At 68.7% G+C, this 14150-nt stretch carries 12 protein-coding genes; 7 read left to right on the forward strand and 5 right to left on the reverse strand.

Translation table 11 applies throughout. The features are described from left to right. Positions 1 to 146 precede the first annotated feature (146 nt). From ACEU5R_RS30350 to glcF, 4 genes are all read left to right on the forward strand, one after another. A complete protein-coding gene (locus tag ACEU5R_RS30350) occupies positions 147 to 1556 on the forward strand; it encodes an FAD-binding oxidoreductase (protein ID WP_103273497.1) in 1410 nt (469 codons plus the stop codon). Positions 1557 to 1788: 232 nt separating this feature from the next. Next, positions 1789 to 3288, forward strand: a complete 1500-nt coding sequence (locus ACEU5R_RS30355) for an FAD-linked oxidase C-terminal domain-containing protein (RefSeq protein WP_103273498.1) — start codon at positions 1789 to 1791, stop codon at positions 3286 to 3288. 12 nt (positions 3289 to 3300) lie between these two features. Further along, positions 3301 to 4407: a glycolate oxidase subunit GlcE gene (gene glcE / locus ACEU5R_RS30360; protein WP_392413518.1), complete on the forward strand. Its 1107-nt coding sequence runs from the start codon at positions 3301 to 3303 to the stop codon at positions 4405 to 4407. Between the two features lie 6 nt (positions 4408 to 4413). Then, complete coding sequence (gene glcF / locus ACEU5R_RS30365; RefSeq protein WP_103273500.1) at positions 4414 to 5664, forward strand: glycolate oxidase subunit GlcF; 1251 nt, start codon at positions 4414 to 4416, stop codon at positions 5662 to 5664. Positions 5665 to 5753: 89 nt separating this feature from the next. On the opposite strand, the gene ACEU5R_RS30370 is transcribed toward glcF, so the two are convergent. The 5 genes from ACEU5R_RS30370 to ACEU5R_RS30390 all read right to left on the reverse strand — a co-directional run bounded on the left by ACEU5R_RS30370 (position 5754) and on the right by ACEU5R_RS30390 (position 10814). Beyond that, positions 5754 to 7193, reverse strand: coding sequence for an NAD(P)(+) transhydrogenase (Re/Si-specific) subunit beta (locus tag ACEU5R_RS30370; RefSeq protein ID WP_103273501.1), 1440 nt, complete (start codon positions 7191 to 7193; stop codon positions 5754 to 5756). Further along, positions 7190 to 7507 (reverse strand): NAD(P) transhydrogenase subunit alpha, encoded by a 318-nt coding sequence (locus tag ACEU5R_RS30375; RefSeq protein WP_103273502.1) that lies wholly within the window; start codon positions 7505 to 7507, stop codon positions 7190 to 7192. The genes ACEU5R_RS30370 and ACEU5R_RS30375 overlap by 4 nt, the downstream gene beginning before the upstream one ends. Before the next feature lie 2 nt (positions 7508 to 7509). Next, positions 7510 to 8628 (reverse strand): Re/Si-specific NAD(P)(+) transhydrogenase subunit alpha, encoded by a 1119-nt coding sequence (locus ACEU5R_RS30380; RefSeq protein ID WP_392413521.1) that lies wholly within the window; start codon positions 8626 to 8628, stop codon positions 7510 to 7512. A gap of 231 nt (positions 8629 to 8859) precedes the next feature. Further along, on the reverse strand, positions 8860 to 9735 hold the full coding sequence (locus ACEU5R_RS30385; protein WP_103273504.1) for an N-formylglutamate amidohydrolase: 876 nt from the start codon (positions 9733 to 9735) through the stop codon (positions 8860 to 8862). A gap of 89 nt (positions 9736 to 9824) precedes the next feature. Further along, positions 9825 to 10814 (reverse strand): tripartite tricarboxylate transporter substrate binding protein, encoded by a 990-nt coding sequence (locus ACEU5R_RS30390; RefSeq protein WP_103273505.1) that lies wholly within the window; start codon positions 10812 to 10814, stop codon positions 9825 to 9827. 227 nt (positions 10815 to 11041) lie between these two features. On the opposite strand from ACEU5R_RS30390, the gene ACEU5R_RS30395 reads away from it, so the two are divergent. From ACEU5R_RS30395 to ACEU5R_RS30405, 3 genes are all read left to right on the forward strand, one after another. Continuing rightward, a complete protein-coding gene (locus ACEU5R_RS30395; RefSeq protein WP_103273506.1) occupies positions 11042 to 11971 on the forward strand; it encodes a LysR substrate-binding domain-containing protein in 930 nt (309 codons plus the stop codon). Positions 11972 to 11978: 7 nt separating this feature from the next. Beyond that, on the forward strand, positions 11979 to 13097 hold the full coding sequence (mnmA, locus tag ACEU5R_RS30400; protein WP_103273507.1) for a tRNA 2-thiouridine(34) synthase MnmA: 1119 nt from the start codon (positions 11979 to 11981) through the stop codon (positions 13095 to 13097). A gap of 106 nt (positions 13098 to 13203) precedes the next feature. After that, positions 13204 to 14022: a sulfite exporter TauE/SafE family protein gene (locus tag ACEU5R_RS30405; RefSeq protein ID WP_392413523.1), complete on the forward strand. Its 819-nt coding sequence runs from the start codon at positions 13204 to 13206 to the stop codon at positions 14020 to 14022. The last annotated feature ends 128 nt before the right edge of the window (positions 14023 to 14150 follow it).

Consider the following 14150-nt stretch of genomic DNA (forward strand, 5'->3'; position numbering starts at 1 on the left):
CCCCCCCCCCCCCCCCCCCCCCCCCCCCCCCCCCCCCCCCCCCCCCCCCCCCCCCCCCCCCCCCCCCCCCCCCCCCCGGCGCGCTGCGGCGCAGCATGGGCGGCGGCGTAGAATAGCCGGATCATCGAATCCGGGATCCGCCAACCATGAACGCCCCCCTGCATGCCGAAACCCTGCGCCGCTCGGTGCCGGCCGCTTGTCTGGAAGCCCTGCGCGCGCGCTTCGGCGACCGCTTCTCCGAATCCGCCGCCGTGCGCGAGCATCATGGCCGCGACGAGTCGCCGTATCCCGTGATGGCGCCGGACGGCGTGGTCTTCGCGCACAGCACCGAGGAAGTGGCCGAGATCGCCAGGCTGTGCAATGAACACCGCGTGCCGCTGATTCCCTACGGCGCGGGCTCCTCGCTCGAAGGCCACATCCTGGCGATCCAGGGCGGCATCAGCCTGGACCTGTCGCAGATGAACAAGGTGCTGGCCGTCAATGCCGAAGACCTCACCGCCACGGTGCAGGCCGGCGTGCTGCGCAAGCAGCTTAACGAAGAGATCCGCAGCACCGGGCTGTTCTTCCCCATCGATCCGGGCGCCGACGCCAGCCTGGGCGGCATGGCCGCCACGCGCGCCTCCGGCACCAACGCCGTGCGCTACGGCACCATGCGCGAGAACGTCATGTCGCTGACCGTGGTCACCGCCGACGGCCGCATCGTGCGCACCGCGGGCCGCGCCCGCAAGTCCTCCGCCGGCTACGACCTGACGCGCGTCTTCGTCGGCAGCGAAGGCACGCTGGGCATCATCACCGAAGTCACGGTGCGCCTGTATCCGCAGCCCGAGGCCGTGTCGGCCGCCGTGTGCAACTTCCCCACGCTGGACGACGCCGTCCAGAGCGTGATCGAGATCATCCAGATGGGCGTGCCGGTGGCGCGCGTGGAATTCATGGACGCGGCCAGCGTGCGCGCCGTCAATCTGCACAGCAAGCTCACGTTGCGCGAGACGCCTCTGCTGGTGTTTGAGTTCCACGGCAGCCCGGCCGGCGTGCAGGAGCAGGCCGAGACCGTGCAGGCCATCACCGCCGAGCACGGCGGCATGGACTTCGAATGGGCCGAGCGCCCCGAAGACCGCAGCCGCCTCTGGACCGCGCGTCACAATGCCTACTTCGCCGGCCTGCAGCTGCGTCCCGGTTGCCGCGCCAGCACCACCGACGTCTGCGTGCCAATCTCGCGCCTGGCCGATTGCGTGCGCGAAACCGTCGATGAACTGGACCGCGCCAGCTTCCCGTACACCATCGTGGGCCACGTGGGCGACGGCAACTTCCACGTGCTGATGCTGCTCGATGCGGACAGCGAGAAGGAATGGCAGGAATCCGAGACCATCAACCACAACCTGGTGCGCCGGGCCATCGCCGCCGACGGCACCTGCACTGGCGAGCACGGCGTGGGCCTGCACAAGATGCAGTTCATGGCCGAGGAGCACGGCGACAACGCGCTGGAACTGATGCGCAGCCTCAAGCACGCGTTCGATCCGAACAACATCCTCAATCCCGGGAAGATCGTTTCCTGGTGAGGGTGCGCCCCCGGGGCGCGTGCAGAAGAACGGCGGCGCAGCGATGGCCGCCGTTTTTTTTCGCCCGGGCGACGCGGCCCGCGTGGGTTCGCGCCGGCGTGCATTTACCGTCGGTTACGTGGGCGAACATTCGCCGGTTACATGCGCGAACGCCGTTTCATACGGGGCTGCGCTGTCGATGCGGGTAAATCCCGGCCTGCGTCCGCTCAGCGGGCGCGCTATTGTTTCATCCATGAACTCACTGGTCGAAACCGGCCTGGCGCAAGCGCAGCCGCCTTATTCTCCGCAGCAATTGATCGAGGCCCTGTTGGCCGCGTTGCCCGCGCACTGCGTGCTGTTTCGCGAAGAGGACACCCGCCCCTACGAATGCGACGGCCTGTCGCTATACCGCGCCTTGCCGGCCGTCGTGGCGCTGCCCGAGACCGAGGAGCAGGTGCAGGCCGTGATGCGCATCTGCAAGCGCCTGAACGCGCCGGTGGTCGCGCGCGGCGCCGGCACCGGCCTGTCCGGCGGCGCCATGCCGCACAGCCAGGGCGTGCTGCTGGGTCTGTCCAAGTTCAATCGCATCCGCCGCATCGATCTGGCCAGCGCCACCGCCGTGGTCGAGCCCGGCGTGCGCAACCTGGCGATTTCCGAAGCGGCCGCTCCCTACGGCTTGTACTATGCGCCCGATCCCTCCAGCCAGATCGCCTGTTCCATTGGCGGCAACGTGGCCGAGAATTCCGGCGGCGTGCATTGCCTGAAGTACGGCCTGACCGTGCACAACGTGCTGCGCGCGCGCGTGGTCACCATCGACGGCGACGTCGTCGAACTGGGCTCCGAGGCGCCGGACGCGCCGGGCCTGGATCTGCTGTCGGTGTTCATCGGTTCGGAAGGCATGCTGGGCGTGGTCACCGAGGTGACGGTCAAGCTCATTCCCAAGCCGGCCTGCGCGCAGGTCGTGATGGCCAGCTTCGCCAGCGTCGAGGCGGCCGGCAACGCGGTCACGCAGGTGATCGCGGCCGGCATGATCCCGGCCGGACTGGAGATGATGGACCGCCGCGCCACGCACATGGTCGAACCCTTCGTGCGCGCCGGCTACGACATGGACGCGCAGGCGATCCTGCTATGCGAATCCGACGGCACGCCCGAAGAGGTGGCGCACGAGATCGCGCGCATGGAGGCCGTGTTCCGCGATGCCGGCGCCACCCGCTGCCAGGTATCCGCGTCGGAAGCCGAGCGCCTGAAATTCTGGGCGGGTCGCAAGAACGCATTCCCCGCCGCGGGGCGCGTGTCGCCCGATTACTACTGCATGGACGGCACCATCCCGCGCCGTCATCTGGCGCGCGTGCTGGGCGCCATCGAACAGATGGAAGACGACTTCGGCCTGCGCTGCGCCAACGTCTTCCATGCGGGCGATGGCAACCTGCACCCGCTGATCCTGTTCGATTCGAATAAACCGGACGAAGTGGAACGGGCCGAGAAATTCGGCGCCGCCATACTCGAACTGTGCGTGCAGGTTGGAGGAACCGTGACGGGAGAACACGGCGTAGGAATGGAGAAAATAAATCAAATGTGCGTGCAATTCTCGCGAGAAGAACTCGACGCGTTCCTGGCGGTCAAGCGGGCGTTCGACCCGCCGTGCCTGCTCAACCCTGAAAAAGTCATCCCCACGCTGGCACGTTGCGCCGAATACGGCAAGATGCATGTGCATGGGGGAGAGCTGAGCTTTCCCGATCTCGCCCGCTTCTAGGACGTACCCCGTATGGATTTCGTCCTGTCGGAGTTGTGCGACCAGGTCATGACGGCGCGCGCCGGCCACAAGCCCCTGTTCGTCATGGGCGGCGGCAGCAAATCGTTCTATGGCAACTACCGGCCCGTCACGCCGCAGGATGGGCATTGCCTGCTGGACATGACGCCGTATCGCGGCATCGTCAACTATCACCCGTCCGAACTCGTCGTCACGGTGCGCGCCGGCACGCCGTTGGCCGATCTGGAGGCCGAGCTGGCCGCCCACGGTCAGATGCTGGCCTTCGAGCCGCCGCATTTCGGGCCCGCCGCGACGGTGGGCGGCTGCGTGGCGGCCGGCTTGTCCGGGCCGCGCCGTATGAGCGCGGGCGCCTTGCGCGATTTCGTGCTGGGCGCGCGGCTGCTGGATTCCGACGGACGCATGCTGTCCTTCGGCGGCGAGGTCATGAAGAATGTGGCCGGCTACGACGTGTCGCGCCTGCTGGCCGGTTCGCACGGCATCTTCGGCGCCCTCCTGGAGGTGTCGCTCAAGGTCGTGCCGAAGCCCATGCAGGAAGTGACGCTGGCGCGGCCCGCCACGCAGGCGCAGGCGCTGTCCTGTTTCGCGCAGTGGCGCGGCAAGCCGCTGCCGGTGTCCGCGACCAGCTGGAGCGGCGACGCCGATGGCGGCGAGGGCATGTTGTGCGTGCGCCTGTCCGGCGCGCCGCCCGCGCTGGCCAGCGCGCGGCAGCAGATCGGCGGCGACGCGATGGAACCGGACGCGGCGCAGGCCTGGTGGCGTTCGCTGCGCGAGCAGACCCACACCTTCTTCGAACCCGGCAAGCCGCTGTGGCGGCTGGCCCTGCCGCCGACCGCCGCCGCGCTCGATCTCGGTCCGACGCTGCTGGAGTGGGGCGGCGGCCAGCGCTGGCTTTGTGGCAATTACGAGGCGGCCGCGCTGCGCGAGCGCGCTGCCAGCCTGGGCGGGCACGCCACGCTGTTCCGGCCGGCGGGCATGTCCGTGCCGGAGGATGGCGTGTTCCATCCGCTGGCGCCAGCGCTGGCGCTGATCACGCGCCGCCTCAAGCAAGAACTCGATCCCGCCGGGCTCTTCAACCCCGGCCGCCTGATCCTGGAGCTGTAGCACGCCATGCAAACCCATCTGGCTTCCTGGGCGAAAGACACCGATCTGGGCAACGAGGCCGACGCCATCCTGCGGCGCTGCGTGCACTGCGGTTTCTGCACGGCCACCTGTCCCACCTATCAGGTCCTGGGCGACGAGCTAGACAGCCCGCGCGGGCGCATCTATCTGATCAAGCAGGTGCTGGAAGGCGCCGAGCCCACGCAGTCCACGCAGCAGCATCTGGACCGCTGCCTGACCTGCCGCAACTGCGAGACCACCTGCCCGTCGGGCGTGCAGTACGGGCACCTGATCGATATCGGCCGCAAGATCGTCGACGAGCGCGTGCCGCGCTCCTGGGCCGAGCGCACCAAGCGCAAGCTGCTGCGCCAGGCCATGCTGTCGCCGCTGTTCGGTCCCGCGATGCGCCTGGGCCAGGCCGTGCGCGGCGCACTGCCGCAGGCGCTGCGCCGCAAGGTGCCCGAGCGCCGCGATCCGGGCCGCCTGCCGCAGGTGGCCGGGCACGCGCGCCAGGTGCTGATGCTGGCCGGCTGCGTGCAGCCGTCCATGATGCCCACCATCGACGCCGCCACCATCCGCGTGCTGGATGCGCTGGGCATCGGCGCGCGCATCGCGCCGGGGGCGGGCTGCTGCGGCGCGGTCAGCTTCCACCTGGATGAACAGGACGCGGCGCTGGCGCAGATGCGCGCCAACATCGACGCATGGTGGCCGCTGGTGCGCGACGGACGCGTCGAGGCCATCGTGATGAACGCCTCGGGCTGCGGCGCCATGGTGAAGGAATACGCGCATCACCTGCGCAACGATCCGGCCTACGCGCAACGCGCGGCGGACATCGTGGCGCTGGTCAAGGACGTGGCCGAGATCGTCGCGCCGCAGGCGCAGGCGCTGCGCGCGCGCTTGCCGCAAGCGCCGCGCGCGGCCTTTCATCCGCCGTGCACGTTGCAGCATTGGCAGGGCCTGCGGCCCTTGTCGGAGCAGCTGCTGGCGGACCTGGGATTCGAATTGCAGCCGTTCGCCGACAAGCATCTGTGCTGCGGCTCGGCCGGGGCGTATTCGGTGCTGAACCCGGACATCGCGCTGGAGCTGCGCGACCGCAAGCTGTCGGCCATCGCGGCGGGCGGTCCGGACGTGATCCTGTCGGCCAACATCGGCTGCATCGGCCACCTGCAAAGCGGCACCGACACGCCGGTGCGGCATTGGGTCGAAGTGGTGGACGAACTGCTGCGCCAGCCGGCCGACGGCCGGCGCCAGGAAGCATAGCGCCAGCCGTCAGCCGCCAGTCGGCCAGCGCTGGAAAACATGGCCCCCGCCCGGACCGGCATCGGGCGGGCAGGGGCCGGGCCGGCGGCCTATTCGACCGCCTTCACCATGTCCTCGAGCACCTTCTTGGCGTCGCCGAACACCATCATGGTGCGGTCCATGTAGAACAGCTCGTTGTCCAGCCCGGCGTAGCCCGAGGCCATCGAGCGCTTGTTCACGATCACCGTGCGCGCCTTGTAGGCTTCCAGGATGGGCATGCCGGCGATCGGCGACTTGGGATCGTTCTTGGCGGCCGGGTTGACCACGTCGTTCGCCCCCAGCACCAGCACCACGTCGGTCTGGCCGAACTCGCTGTTGATGTCCTCCATCTCGAACACCTGGTCGTAGGGCACCTCGGCCTCGGCCAGCAGCACGTTCATGTGGCCGGGCATGCGGCCGGCCACCGGGTGGATGGCGTACTTCACCGTCACGCCGCGCTCGGTCAGCTTCTCGGCCAGTTCCTTCAGCGCATGCTGGGCGCGCGCCACGGCCAGGCCGTAGCCGGGCACGATGGTGACGCTTTCGGCGTTGGTCATGAGGAAGGCCGCATCGTCCGGGCTGCCCGACTTCACGCTGCGCTGCTGGCCGTCGCCCTGCTGCGCGCCGCCGCCCGCCTGCGCGCCGAAGCCGCCCAGGATGACGTTGAAGAACGAGCGGTTCATGGCCTTGCACATGATGTAGGACAGGATCGCGCCCGACGAGCCCACCAGCGAGCCGGCGATGATCAGCATGGGGTTGTTCAGCGAAAAGCCGATACCCGCCGCCGCCCAGCCCGAGTAGCTGTTCAGCATGGACACCACCACTGGCATGTCCGCGCCCCCGATCGGGATGATGATGAGCACGCCCAGCACGAAGGCGATCAGCGTCATGATGATGAACGGCGTCCATTGCTGCGTCAGCATGAACCACACGCCGGCGGCCAGCATCAGCAGCGCCAGCGCCAGGTTCAGCATGTGCTGGCCGGCGAACACCACCGGCGCGCCCTGGAACAGGCGGAACTTGTACTTGCCCGACAGCTTGCCGAAGGCGATCACCGACCCCGAGAAGGTGATGGCGCCGACGAAGGTGCCGATGAACAGCTCGAAGCGGTTGCCCACCGGGATCGGCATGCCGGCCGGCGCGATGCCGAAGGCCTGCGGCTCGGCCACTACGGCGACGGCGATGGCCACCGCGGCCAGGCCGATCATGCTGTGCATGAAGGCGACCAGCTCGGGCATCTTGGTCATCTCGACGCGCTTGGCCATCAGCGTGCCGATCGAGCCGCCCACCAGCAGGCCCAGCACCACCCAGCCCAGGCCGATGGCGGACGCGCCTTCGCGCGCCAGGCCCACGATCAGGGCGGCGGTGGTCAGCACGGCGATCGCCATGCCGGCCATGCCGAAGGCATTGCCCAGGCGGGACGTGGTGGGGTGGGACAAGCCCTTGAGCGCCTGGATGAAGCAGACCGAGGCGACCAGGTAGAGCAGGGTGACGAGGTTCAGCGAGATCATTGCGCGTCCTCCTTGCCCGGCTTCCTGTCCTTCTTCTTGAACATCTCCAGCATGCGGCGCGTCACGAGGAAACCGCCGAACACGTTGACCGCGGCCAGCGCCACGGCGAACACGCCCATGCCGCGCGCCAGCCCGCCCTCGGTCAGCGCGGCGGCCAGCATGGCGCCGACGATGATGATGGCCGAGATGGCGTTGGTCACGGCCATCAGCGGGGTATGCAGCGCGGGGGTGACGTTCCAGACCACGTGGTAGCCGACATAGATGGCCAGCACGAAGATGATGAGATTCATCAGGGTGGGGTTGATCGCTTCCATGCCTAGGTCCTCCGCGTCACGTTGCCGCCTTCGCACACCAGGCAGGCAGCCACGATTTCATCGTCGCGCTGGATCTGCTGCGCGCCGTCCGCATTGATGATGAGCTTCAGGAAATCCTGCAGGTTGCGCGCATACAGCGCGGAGGCGTCGGTCGCCACCATGCCCGGCAGGTTGTTCAGCCCGACCAGCGTCACGCCGTGCTTTTCCACGACCTGGCCGCGCTCGGTCAGCGGGCAGTTGCCGCCGCGCTCGACCGCCAGGTCCACCAGCACCGAGCCCGGCTTCATGCCGGCCACGGTCTCGGCGGACACCAGCGTGGGCGCCGGGCGGCCCGGGATCAGCGCGGTGGTGATGATGATGTCGGCCTGCTTGCAGCGCTCGGACACCAGCGCCGCCTGCCGCGCCATCCACGACGGCGGCATGGGTCGGGCATAGCCGCCCACGCCCTGGGCGATCTCGCGCTCCTCGTCGGTTTCGAACGGCACGTCGATGAATTTCGCGCCCAGCGATTCGACCTGCTCGCGCGCGGCGGGACGCACGTCGGAGGCCTCGACCACCGCGCCCAGGCGCTTGGCGGTGGCGATGGCCTGCAGGCCCGCCACGCCCGCTCCCAGCACCACGGCGCGCGCGGCCTTGAGCGTGCCGGCGGCGGTCATCATCATGGGAAAGAGGCGGCCGTAGTAATGCGCCGCCAGCAGCACGGCCTTGTAGCCGGCCAGGTTGGCCTGGGACGACAGCACGTCCAGGCTCTGCGCGCGCGTGATGCGCGGCGCGGCTTCCAGCGCGAAGCCGGTCAGGCCGGCGGCCGCCAGCCGCATCAGGCCTTCGGCGTCGAACGGGTCCAGCATGCCGGCCACCACGGCGCCCGGCTTCATGTGGGGCAGTTCCTCGGCGGAAGGCGCGCGCACCTTCAGCACCAGTCCGGCCCCCAGCGCATCCTGGGCCGAGCCCAGGGTCGCGCCGGCGGCCTCGTAGGCCTCGTCCAGATATCGGGCGGCGACGCCCGCCCCGCGTTCCACTACGACAGTATGCTTGCCGGCCGTGTACTTCTTGACGGTTTCCGGTGTTGCTGCGACACGGGTTTCCCCGTCTCGGGTTTCTTTTGGTATCCCGATGTGCATCGACGCCTCTCCTCAGAAGGTTCGCGGATAGTTATACACGGAATAGAGAGGGGAGGCCCGCAAGGTTCATTGGGACGAGTCCGAGTCGGCCTTGATAAGGCGCGCAAACGCCGTTTCCTTGGACAGGCGCGGGAATGCGGTCTGGTTGCGAATTCGAAAGACAGAAGCCCCGCGGCGCGGGCCGGGGGGGCTTGCGGGACAGGCTCGTGGCGCGAACGCGCGCGTCAAGGGTTACGCCGTCTGCGCGCGCGTCCAGAGGATCAGCGCCGCCGTCAGCTCGCGCAGGTCGGCTTTCAGCCGGCCGTACCCCGCCGTCGGACGCAGCGAGACTTCATCCATGTAGAGCTTGCGGTTGATCTCGATCTGCAGGCTGTGGCGGCCCTCGGCCGGGCAGCCGAAGGCGCGCACCAGTTCCACGCCCTTGTACGGGTCATTGACCGTCACGTGGTAGCCGCGCGCGCGCAGCCAGGCCGCGATGAATTCGCGGAAGGCCGGGTCGCTGGTGCTGCCGTCGCGGTCGCCCAGCACGAAATCGGGGTGGACCAGGCCGGGCTGGTCGGTGGCGTAGGCGCCGGCCACGCTGGGCATGGAGTGGCAGTTGATGTGCCAGACCTTGCCGAACTTGCGATGGGCGCCGTCCAGCAGCTGGCGCAGCGCCGCGTGATAGGGCTTCCAGCAGGCCGCGATGCGGTGCTCGACTTCCTCGACCGGGAGCTTGCGGTCGTACAGCGGCGTGCCGTCGTCCAGCATGCGCCAGATCAGGCCCTTGCCCAGGCGGACCTTGGGCGAGGCGTTGACGGCGCCGGGCCAGGGGCGGTCCAGCAGCAGTTCGTCGATCTCGTCGGGCGCGCGGTTGGCGTCGATATAGGCGCGCGGAAAGGTCGCCGCCAGCAGCGGCGCGCCCATGTCCACGGCGTCGCTCCACAGATCGTCAACCCAGGTGTCCTCGGCGGTGCGCAATGCCCCGTAGTCGGCCGCGGCGGCGAAGTCGGGAGGGTAGGCCGTGCCGCTGTGCGGGGAGTCCAGCACGAGCGGGGCCGAGGGATCCGATTCGGGATAGCGGGGCGGAAGGTCCAGCCGGTAGGACAGGGGTTGGGTAAATCGCATAAGGGGTTTCAGGTTCGTTGATCGGAGACCCCCGCGCCCGGCGCGAGACGGGGCGGTGGGGGCCGAAGACCGCAGGCCGTGTGACGGGCTCAGTCGATCTTCACGTTGGCTTCTTTGGCGATGCGCTTGTTCTTGGCGATCTCGGCCGAGATCTGCGCGGCGAATTCGGCCGGGGAGTTGGCGGCGGGCGCGGCGCCCAGCGCTTCGAGCTTGGCCTTGACGTCCGGATCGGCGCTGACCTTGCGCACGGCGGCATTGAGCTTGTCCAGCACCGGCTGGGGCAGCTTGGCCGGCGCGACCAGGCCGAACCAGGAGGCATCGTTCACCGCCGGCAGGCCGGCCTCGGCGAAGGTGGGCACGTCGGGCAGGCTGGCCACGCGCTTGGGCCAGGCCACGGCCAGCGGCACCAGGCGGCCGGATTGCGCGTGCGGCAGCGTCGAGGGCAGGTTGTCGTACAGCACGTCCACCTGGCCGGCCAGCGCGTCGTTCAGCGCCGGACCGACGCCACGGTAGGGCACGTGCATCAGGTTGGCGCCCGAGGCCATCTTGAACAGCTCGCCCATCATGTGCGAGACCGAGCCGTTGCCGGCCGACGCATAGGTCAGCTTGCCGGGTTCGCTCTTGGCCAGCTTGATGAAGTCGGCGATGTTCCTGGCCGGGACTTTCGGGTTGACGGTCATGATGTTGGGCACGGCGGCCAGGTTCGAGACGGGCGTGAAGTCCTTCTCGCCATCGAACGGCAGGTTCGGGTAGATGGCCGGGTTGATGCCGTGCGTGCTGACGGTGGCGATTCCCAAGGTATAGCCGTCCGGCGCGCTGCTGGCAACAAAGGCGCTGCCGATCGAGCCGCCGGCGCCCCCACGGTTTTCCACCACCACGGTCTGGCCCAGTTCCTTGCCGAGCTTGTCGGCGTACAGGCGGCCGACGATGTCGGTGGTGCCGCCGGGCGGGAAGGGCACGATCAGGCGCACGGGCTTGCTGGGATAGGCATCCTGGGCATGGGCGATGCCCGAGGCCAGCGGAGCGGCCAGGGTCGCGGCGGCGACACACAGGCCCAGGACTACGTTACGGCGTTGCATGGTTTCCCCTTGTACAAAATTGGAAGGCGGATGCGAAAACGCATCCGCCAGACAAACGATTCTTTCTTTCGGGGGCGGTTTGCGCAAACGAAAGTTTCTCCGTAATCTATGACTTTTTTTCATGCCTCTTTCCGGAGCGCGTCCCCTTTTTACTGCGGGCCGTGGATCCCGAGGCGACATGCCCCCTGGCGGGCAAGGAGCCCGCGCCCGTCGCGGGAGCTTCACGCATGCGGCGTTTCTGCCCGTCCCTGACCGATCTGCAGGCTTTTGAAGTGGCCGCCCGGCATTCCAGCTTCACCCGCGCCGCCCAGGAGCTTTGCGTCACGCAAGGCGCCGTCAGCAAGCAGGTCAAGCATCTGGAGGCCTTCGTCGGCGTCGAACTATTCCTGCGCATCAGGCAAGGCCTGGTCTTGACCGAGGCCGGACGCGCCTACCTGGCCAAGATCCAGGCCGGCCTGGGGCAGATCGAGGCGGCCACGGTGGAACTGATCGCGCACCAGGGGCGTGGCGGCACGCTGAACCTGACCTGTATGCCCACATTCGGCGCGCGCTGGCTGATCCCGCGCCTGACGGCCTTCATGCGCCAGCGCCCGGACATCCACGTCGAATTCCTGCCGCACCGCCAGGGCTACGATTTCTCCGCCCCCGAGCTGGACGCCGCCGTGCGCTTCGGCGAGGGCCTGTGGCCCGGCAGCGGCGCCGACTACATCGTGGGCCGGGACATCGTGCCCGTGTACAGCCCCAGGCTGATACCCGGCGGCTGCGCCGCCCCCGAAGACCTGCTGGCCTATCCGCTCCTGCACCACACGTCCGCGCTGGATGGCTGGCGCGACTGGTTCGAGCAGGCAGGCTGCGACACCCGCCGCAGCCTGGAGGGAGCCCGCTTCGACCAGTACGCGCTGCTGTCGCAGGCCGCCGCCGCCGGTTTCGGCGTGGCGTTGATCCCGCGCTGCCTGGTCGAGGATGAACTGCGCGACGGCCGGCTGTCGGTCGCCGTGGAGCTGCCGATCCGGGCGCGCATGGGCTATTACCTGTGCTATCCCGAACAGAAAGCCAGCCTGCCGACGCTGCAGGCGTTCCGCGCCTGGCTGATGGAAGTCTCCCGCGCCGCCGAGCCCAGGCCCGACGAGGAAGCCGCGGCCGACGCACTAAAATGATCGCATCATGAGCCAAACATCCACCAAGAAAGGCCGCGTTGTCGTCGGCATGTCCGGCGGGGTCGATTCTTCGGTCACCGCCTGGCTGCTCAAGCAGCAAGGCTACGAGGTCGTCGGCCTGTTCATGAAGAACTGGGAAGACGACGACGATTCCGAATACTGCTCCACCCGCCAGGATCTGCTGGACGCGGCCAGCGTCGCCGATCTGGTCGGCGTGGAATTCGAATACGTCAATTTCGCCGCCGAATACAAGGACCGCGTCTTCGCCGAGTTCCTGCGCGAGTATTCCGCCGGCCGCACGCCCAATCCCGACGTGCTGTGCAATGCCGAGATCAAGTTCAAGGCCTTCCTGGACCACGCCATGGCGCTGGGCGCCGAGCACATCGCCACCGGCCACTACGCGCGCGTGCGCGAGGTGCCGGCGGCCGGCGGCGGCAGCGAGTTCCAGCTGCTCAAGGCGCTGGACGGGTCCAAGGACCAGAGCTACTTCCTGCACCGCCTGAACCAGGCGCAGTTGTCGCGCACGCTGTTTCCCCTGGGCGAGATCCACAAGACCGAGGTGCGCCGCATCGCGCACGAGATCGGCCTGCACAACGCGGCCAAGAAGGATTCCACCGGCATCTGCTTCATCGGCGAGCGGCCGTTCCGCGAGTTCCTGAATCGCTATCTGCCGACCGAGCCGGGTCCGATCCTGACGCCGGAAGGCCAGAAGGTGGGCCGCCACGAAGGCCTGTCGTTCTACACGCTGGGCCAGCGCAAGGGCCTGGGCGTGGGCGGCGTCAAGGGCAAGCAGCGCGAGGACGGCACCGCCGAGGCCTGGTACGTGGCGCGCAAGGACCTGGAGCGCAACCGGCTCTATGTGGTGCAGGGTCACGACCATCCCTGGCTGTTGTCGAACCGCCTGCAGGCGCAGGACGCCAGCTGGGTGGCGGGCCGCCCGCCCGAGGCGCGTGGCTATGGCGCCAAGACCCGCTACCGCCAGGCCGACGCGGCCTGCCGGCTGGAGGACGCCGCCGACGGCCGCTTCTCGCTGGTGTTTCCGCAAGCGCAATGGGCCGTCACGCCGGGCCAGTCCGCCGTGCTGTATGACGGCGATATCTGCCTGGGCGGGGGTATCATTGCCTAGCTGACGGTCGGCCCGCAGAGGCCGGCCTGGCGCGCGGCTTGACCGCGCAACACACCAAGGCCCCCGCGCGGGGCCTTGTTCATGACATCAAAAAGGGGAGAGAGACGTGGATGTGACGATGGTGATCTGCCTGCTGGCGCTGGGCGCGGCGGCGGGCTTCGCGGCGGGTTTGCTCGGCATAGGCGGAGGCATGGTGCTGGTGCCGTTCCTGACCATGCTGTTCAGCTGGAAGGGCATGCCGGCCGACCTGGTGGTGCACGCGGCCATCGCCACGTCCATGACCTCGATCCTGTTCACCTCGATCTCCAGCGTGCGCGCGCACCAGCAGCGCGGCACCATCAAATGGGGCATCGTCGCCGCGATGGCGCCGGGCATCATCATTGGCGGCCTGCTGTCGGGCGGCGCGGTGTTCGCCGCGCTCAGCTCGCACTGGCTGTCGCTGTTCTTCGCGCTGTTCGTGGGCTATTCCGGCTGGAGCATGCTGCGCAACAAGAAACCCAAGCCCAGCCGCCAGATGCCCGGCGTCGCGGGCACCAGCGCGGCCGGCGTGGGCATCGGTTTCCTGTCGGGCCTGGTGGGCGCCGGCGGCGGCTTCCTGTCCGTGCCCTTCATGGTCTGGTGCAACGTGGCCCTGCACAACGCCGTGTCCACCTCGGCGGCGCTGGGCTTTCCCATCGCGCTGGCCAATAGCGCGGGCTATGTGGTGTCGGGCCTGAATGAGTCCGTCTCGCGTCCGGGCATGCTGGGCTATATCTACTGGCCGGCGCTGATCGCGCTGGTCTGCGCCAGCGTGCTGACCGCGCCGCTGGGCGCGCGCATGGCGCATCGCCTGCCGGTGGCCACGCTGAAGAAGGTGTTCGCCTGCCTGCTGTTCGCGCTGTCGGCGTACATGCTGTTCAAGGCGGGGCAGGCGTTCAGCGGCTGAAAGACGAAGGTAAGCAGTATGTGCCCGTGGGGTCGCGCGGAGCCGGCTTTGCCGGTCCGCAGCGACGCCCCCTTGAGGGGGAGCGCGCAGCGCTTCGGGGGTGGGTTCCGCCCTCCGGTCCGCAGCGA

It is taken from the genome of Achromobacter sp. 413638 (assembly GCF_043119405.1).
Classification (GTDB): domain Bacteria; phylum Pseudomonadota; class Gammaproteobacteria; order Burkholderiales; family Burkholderiaceae_B; genus Achromobacter.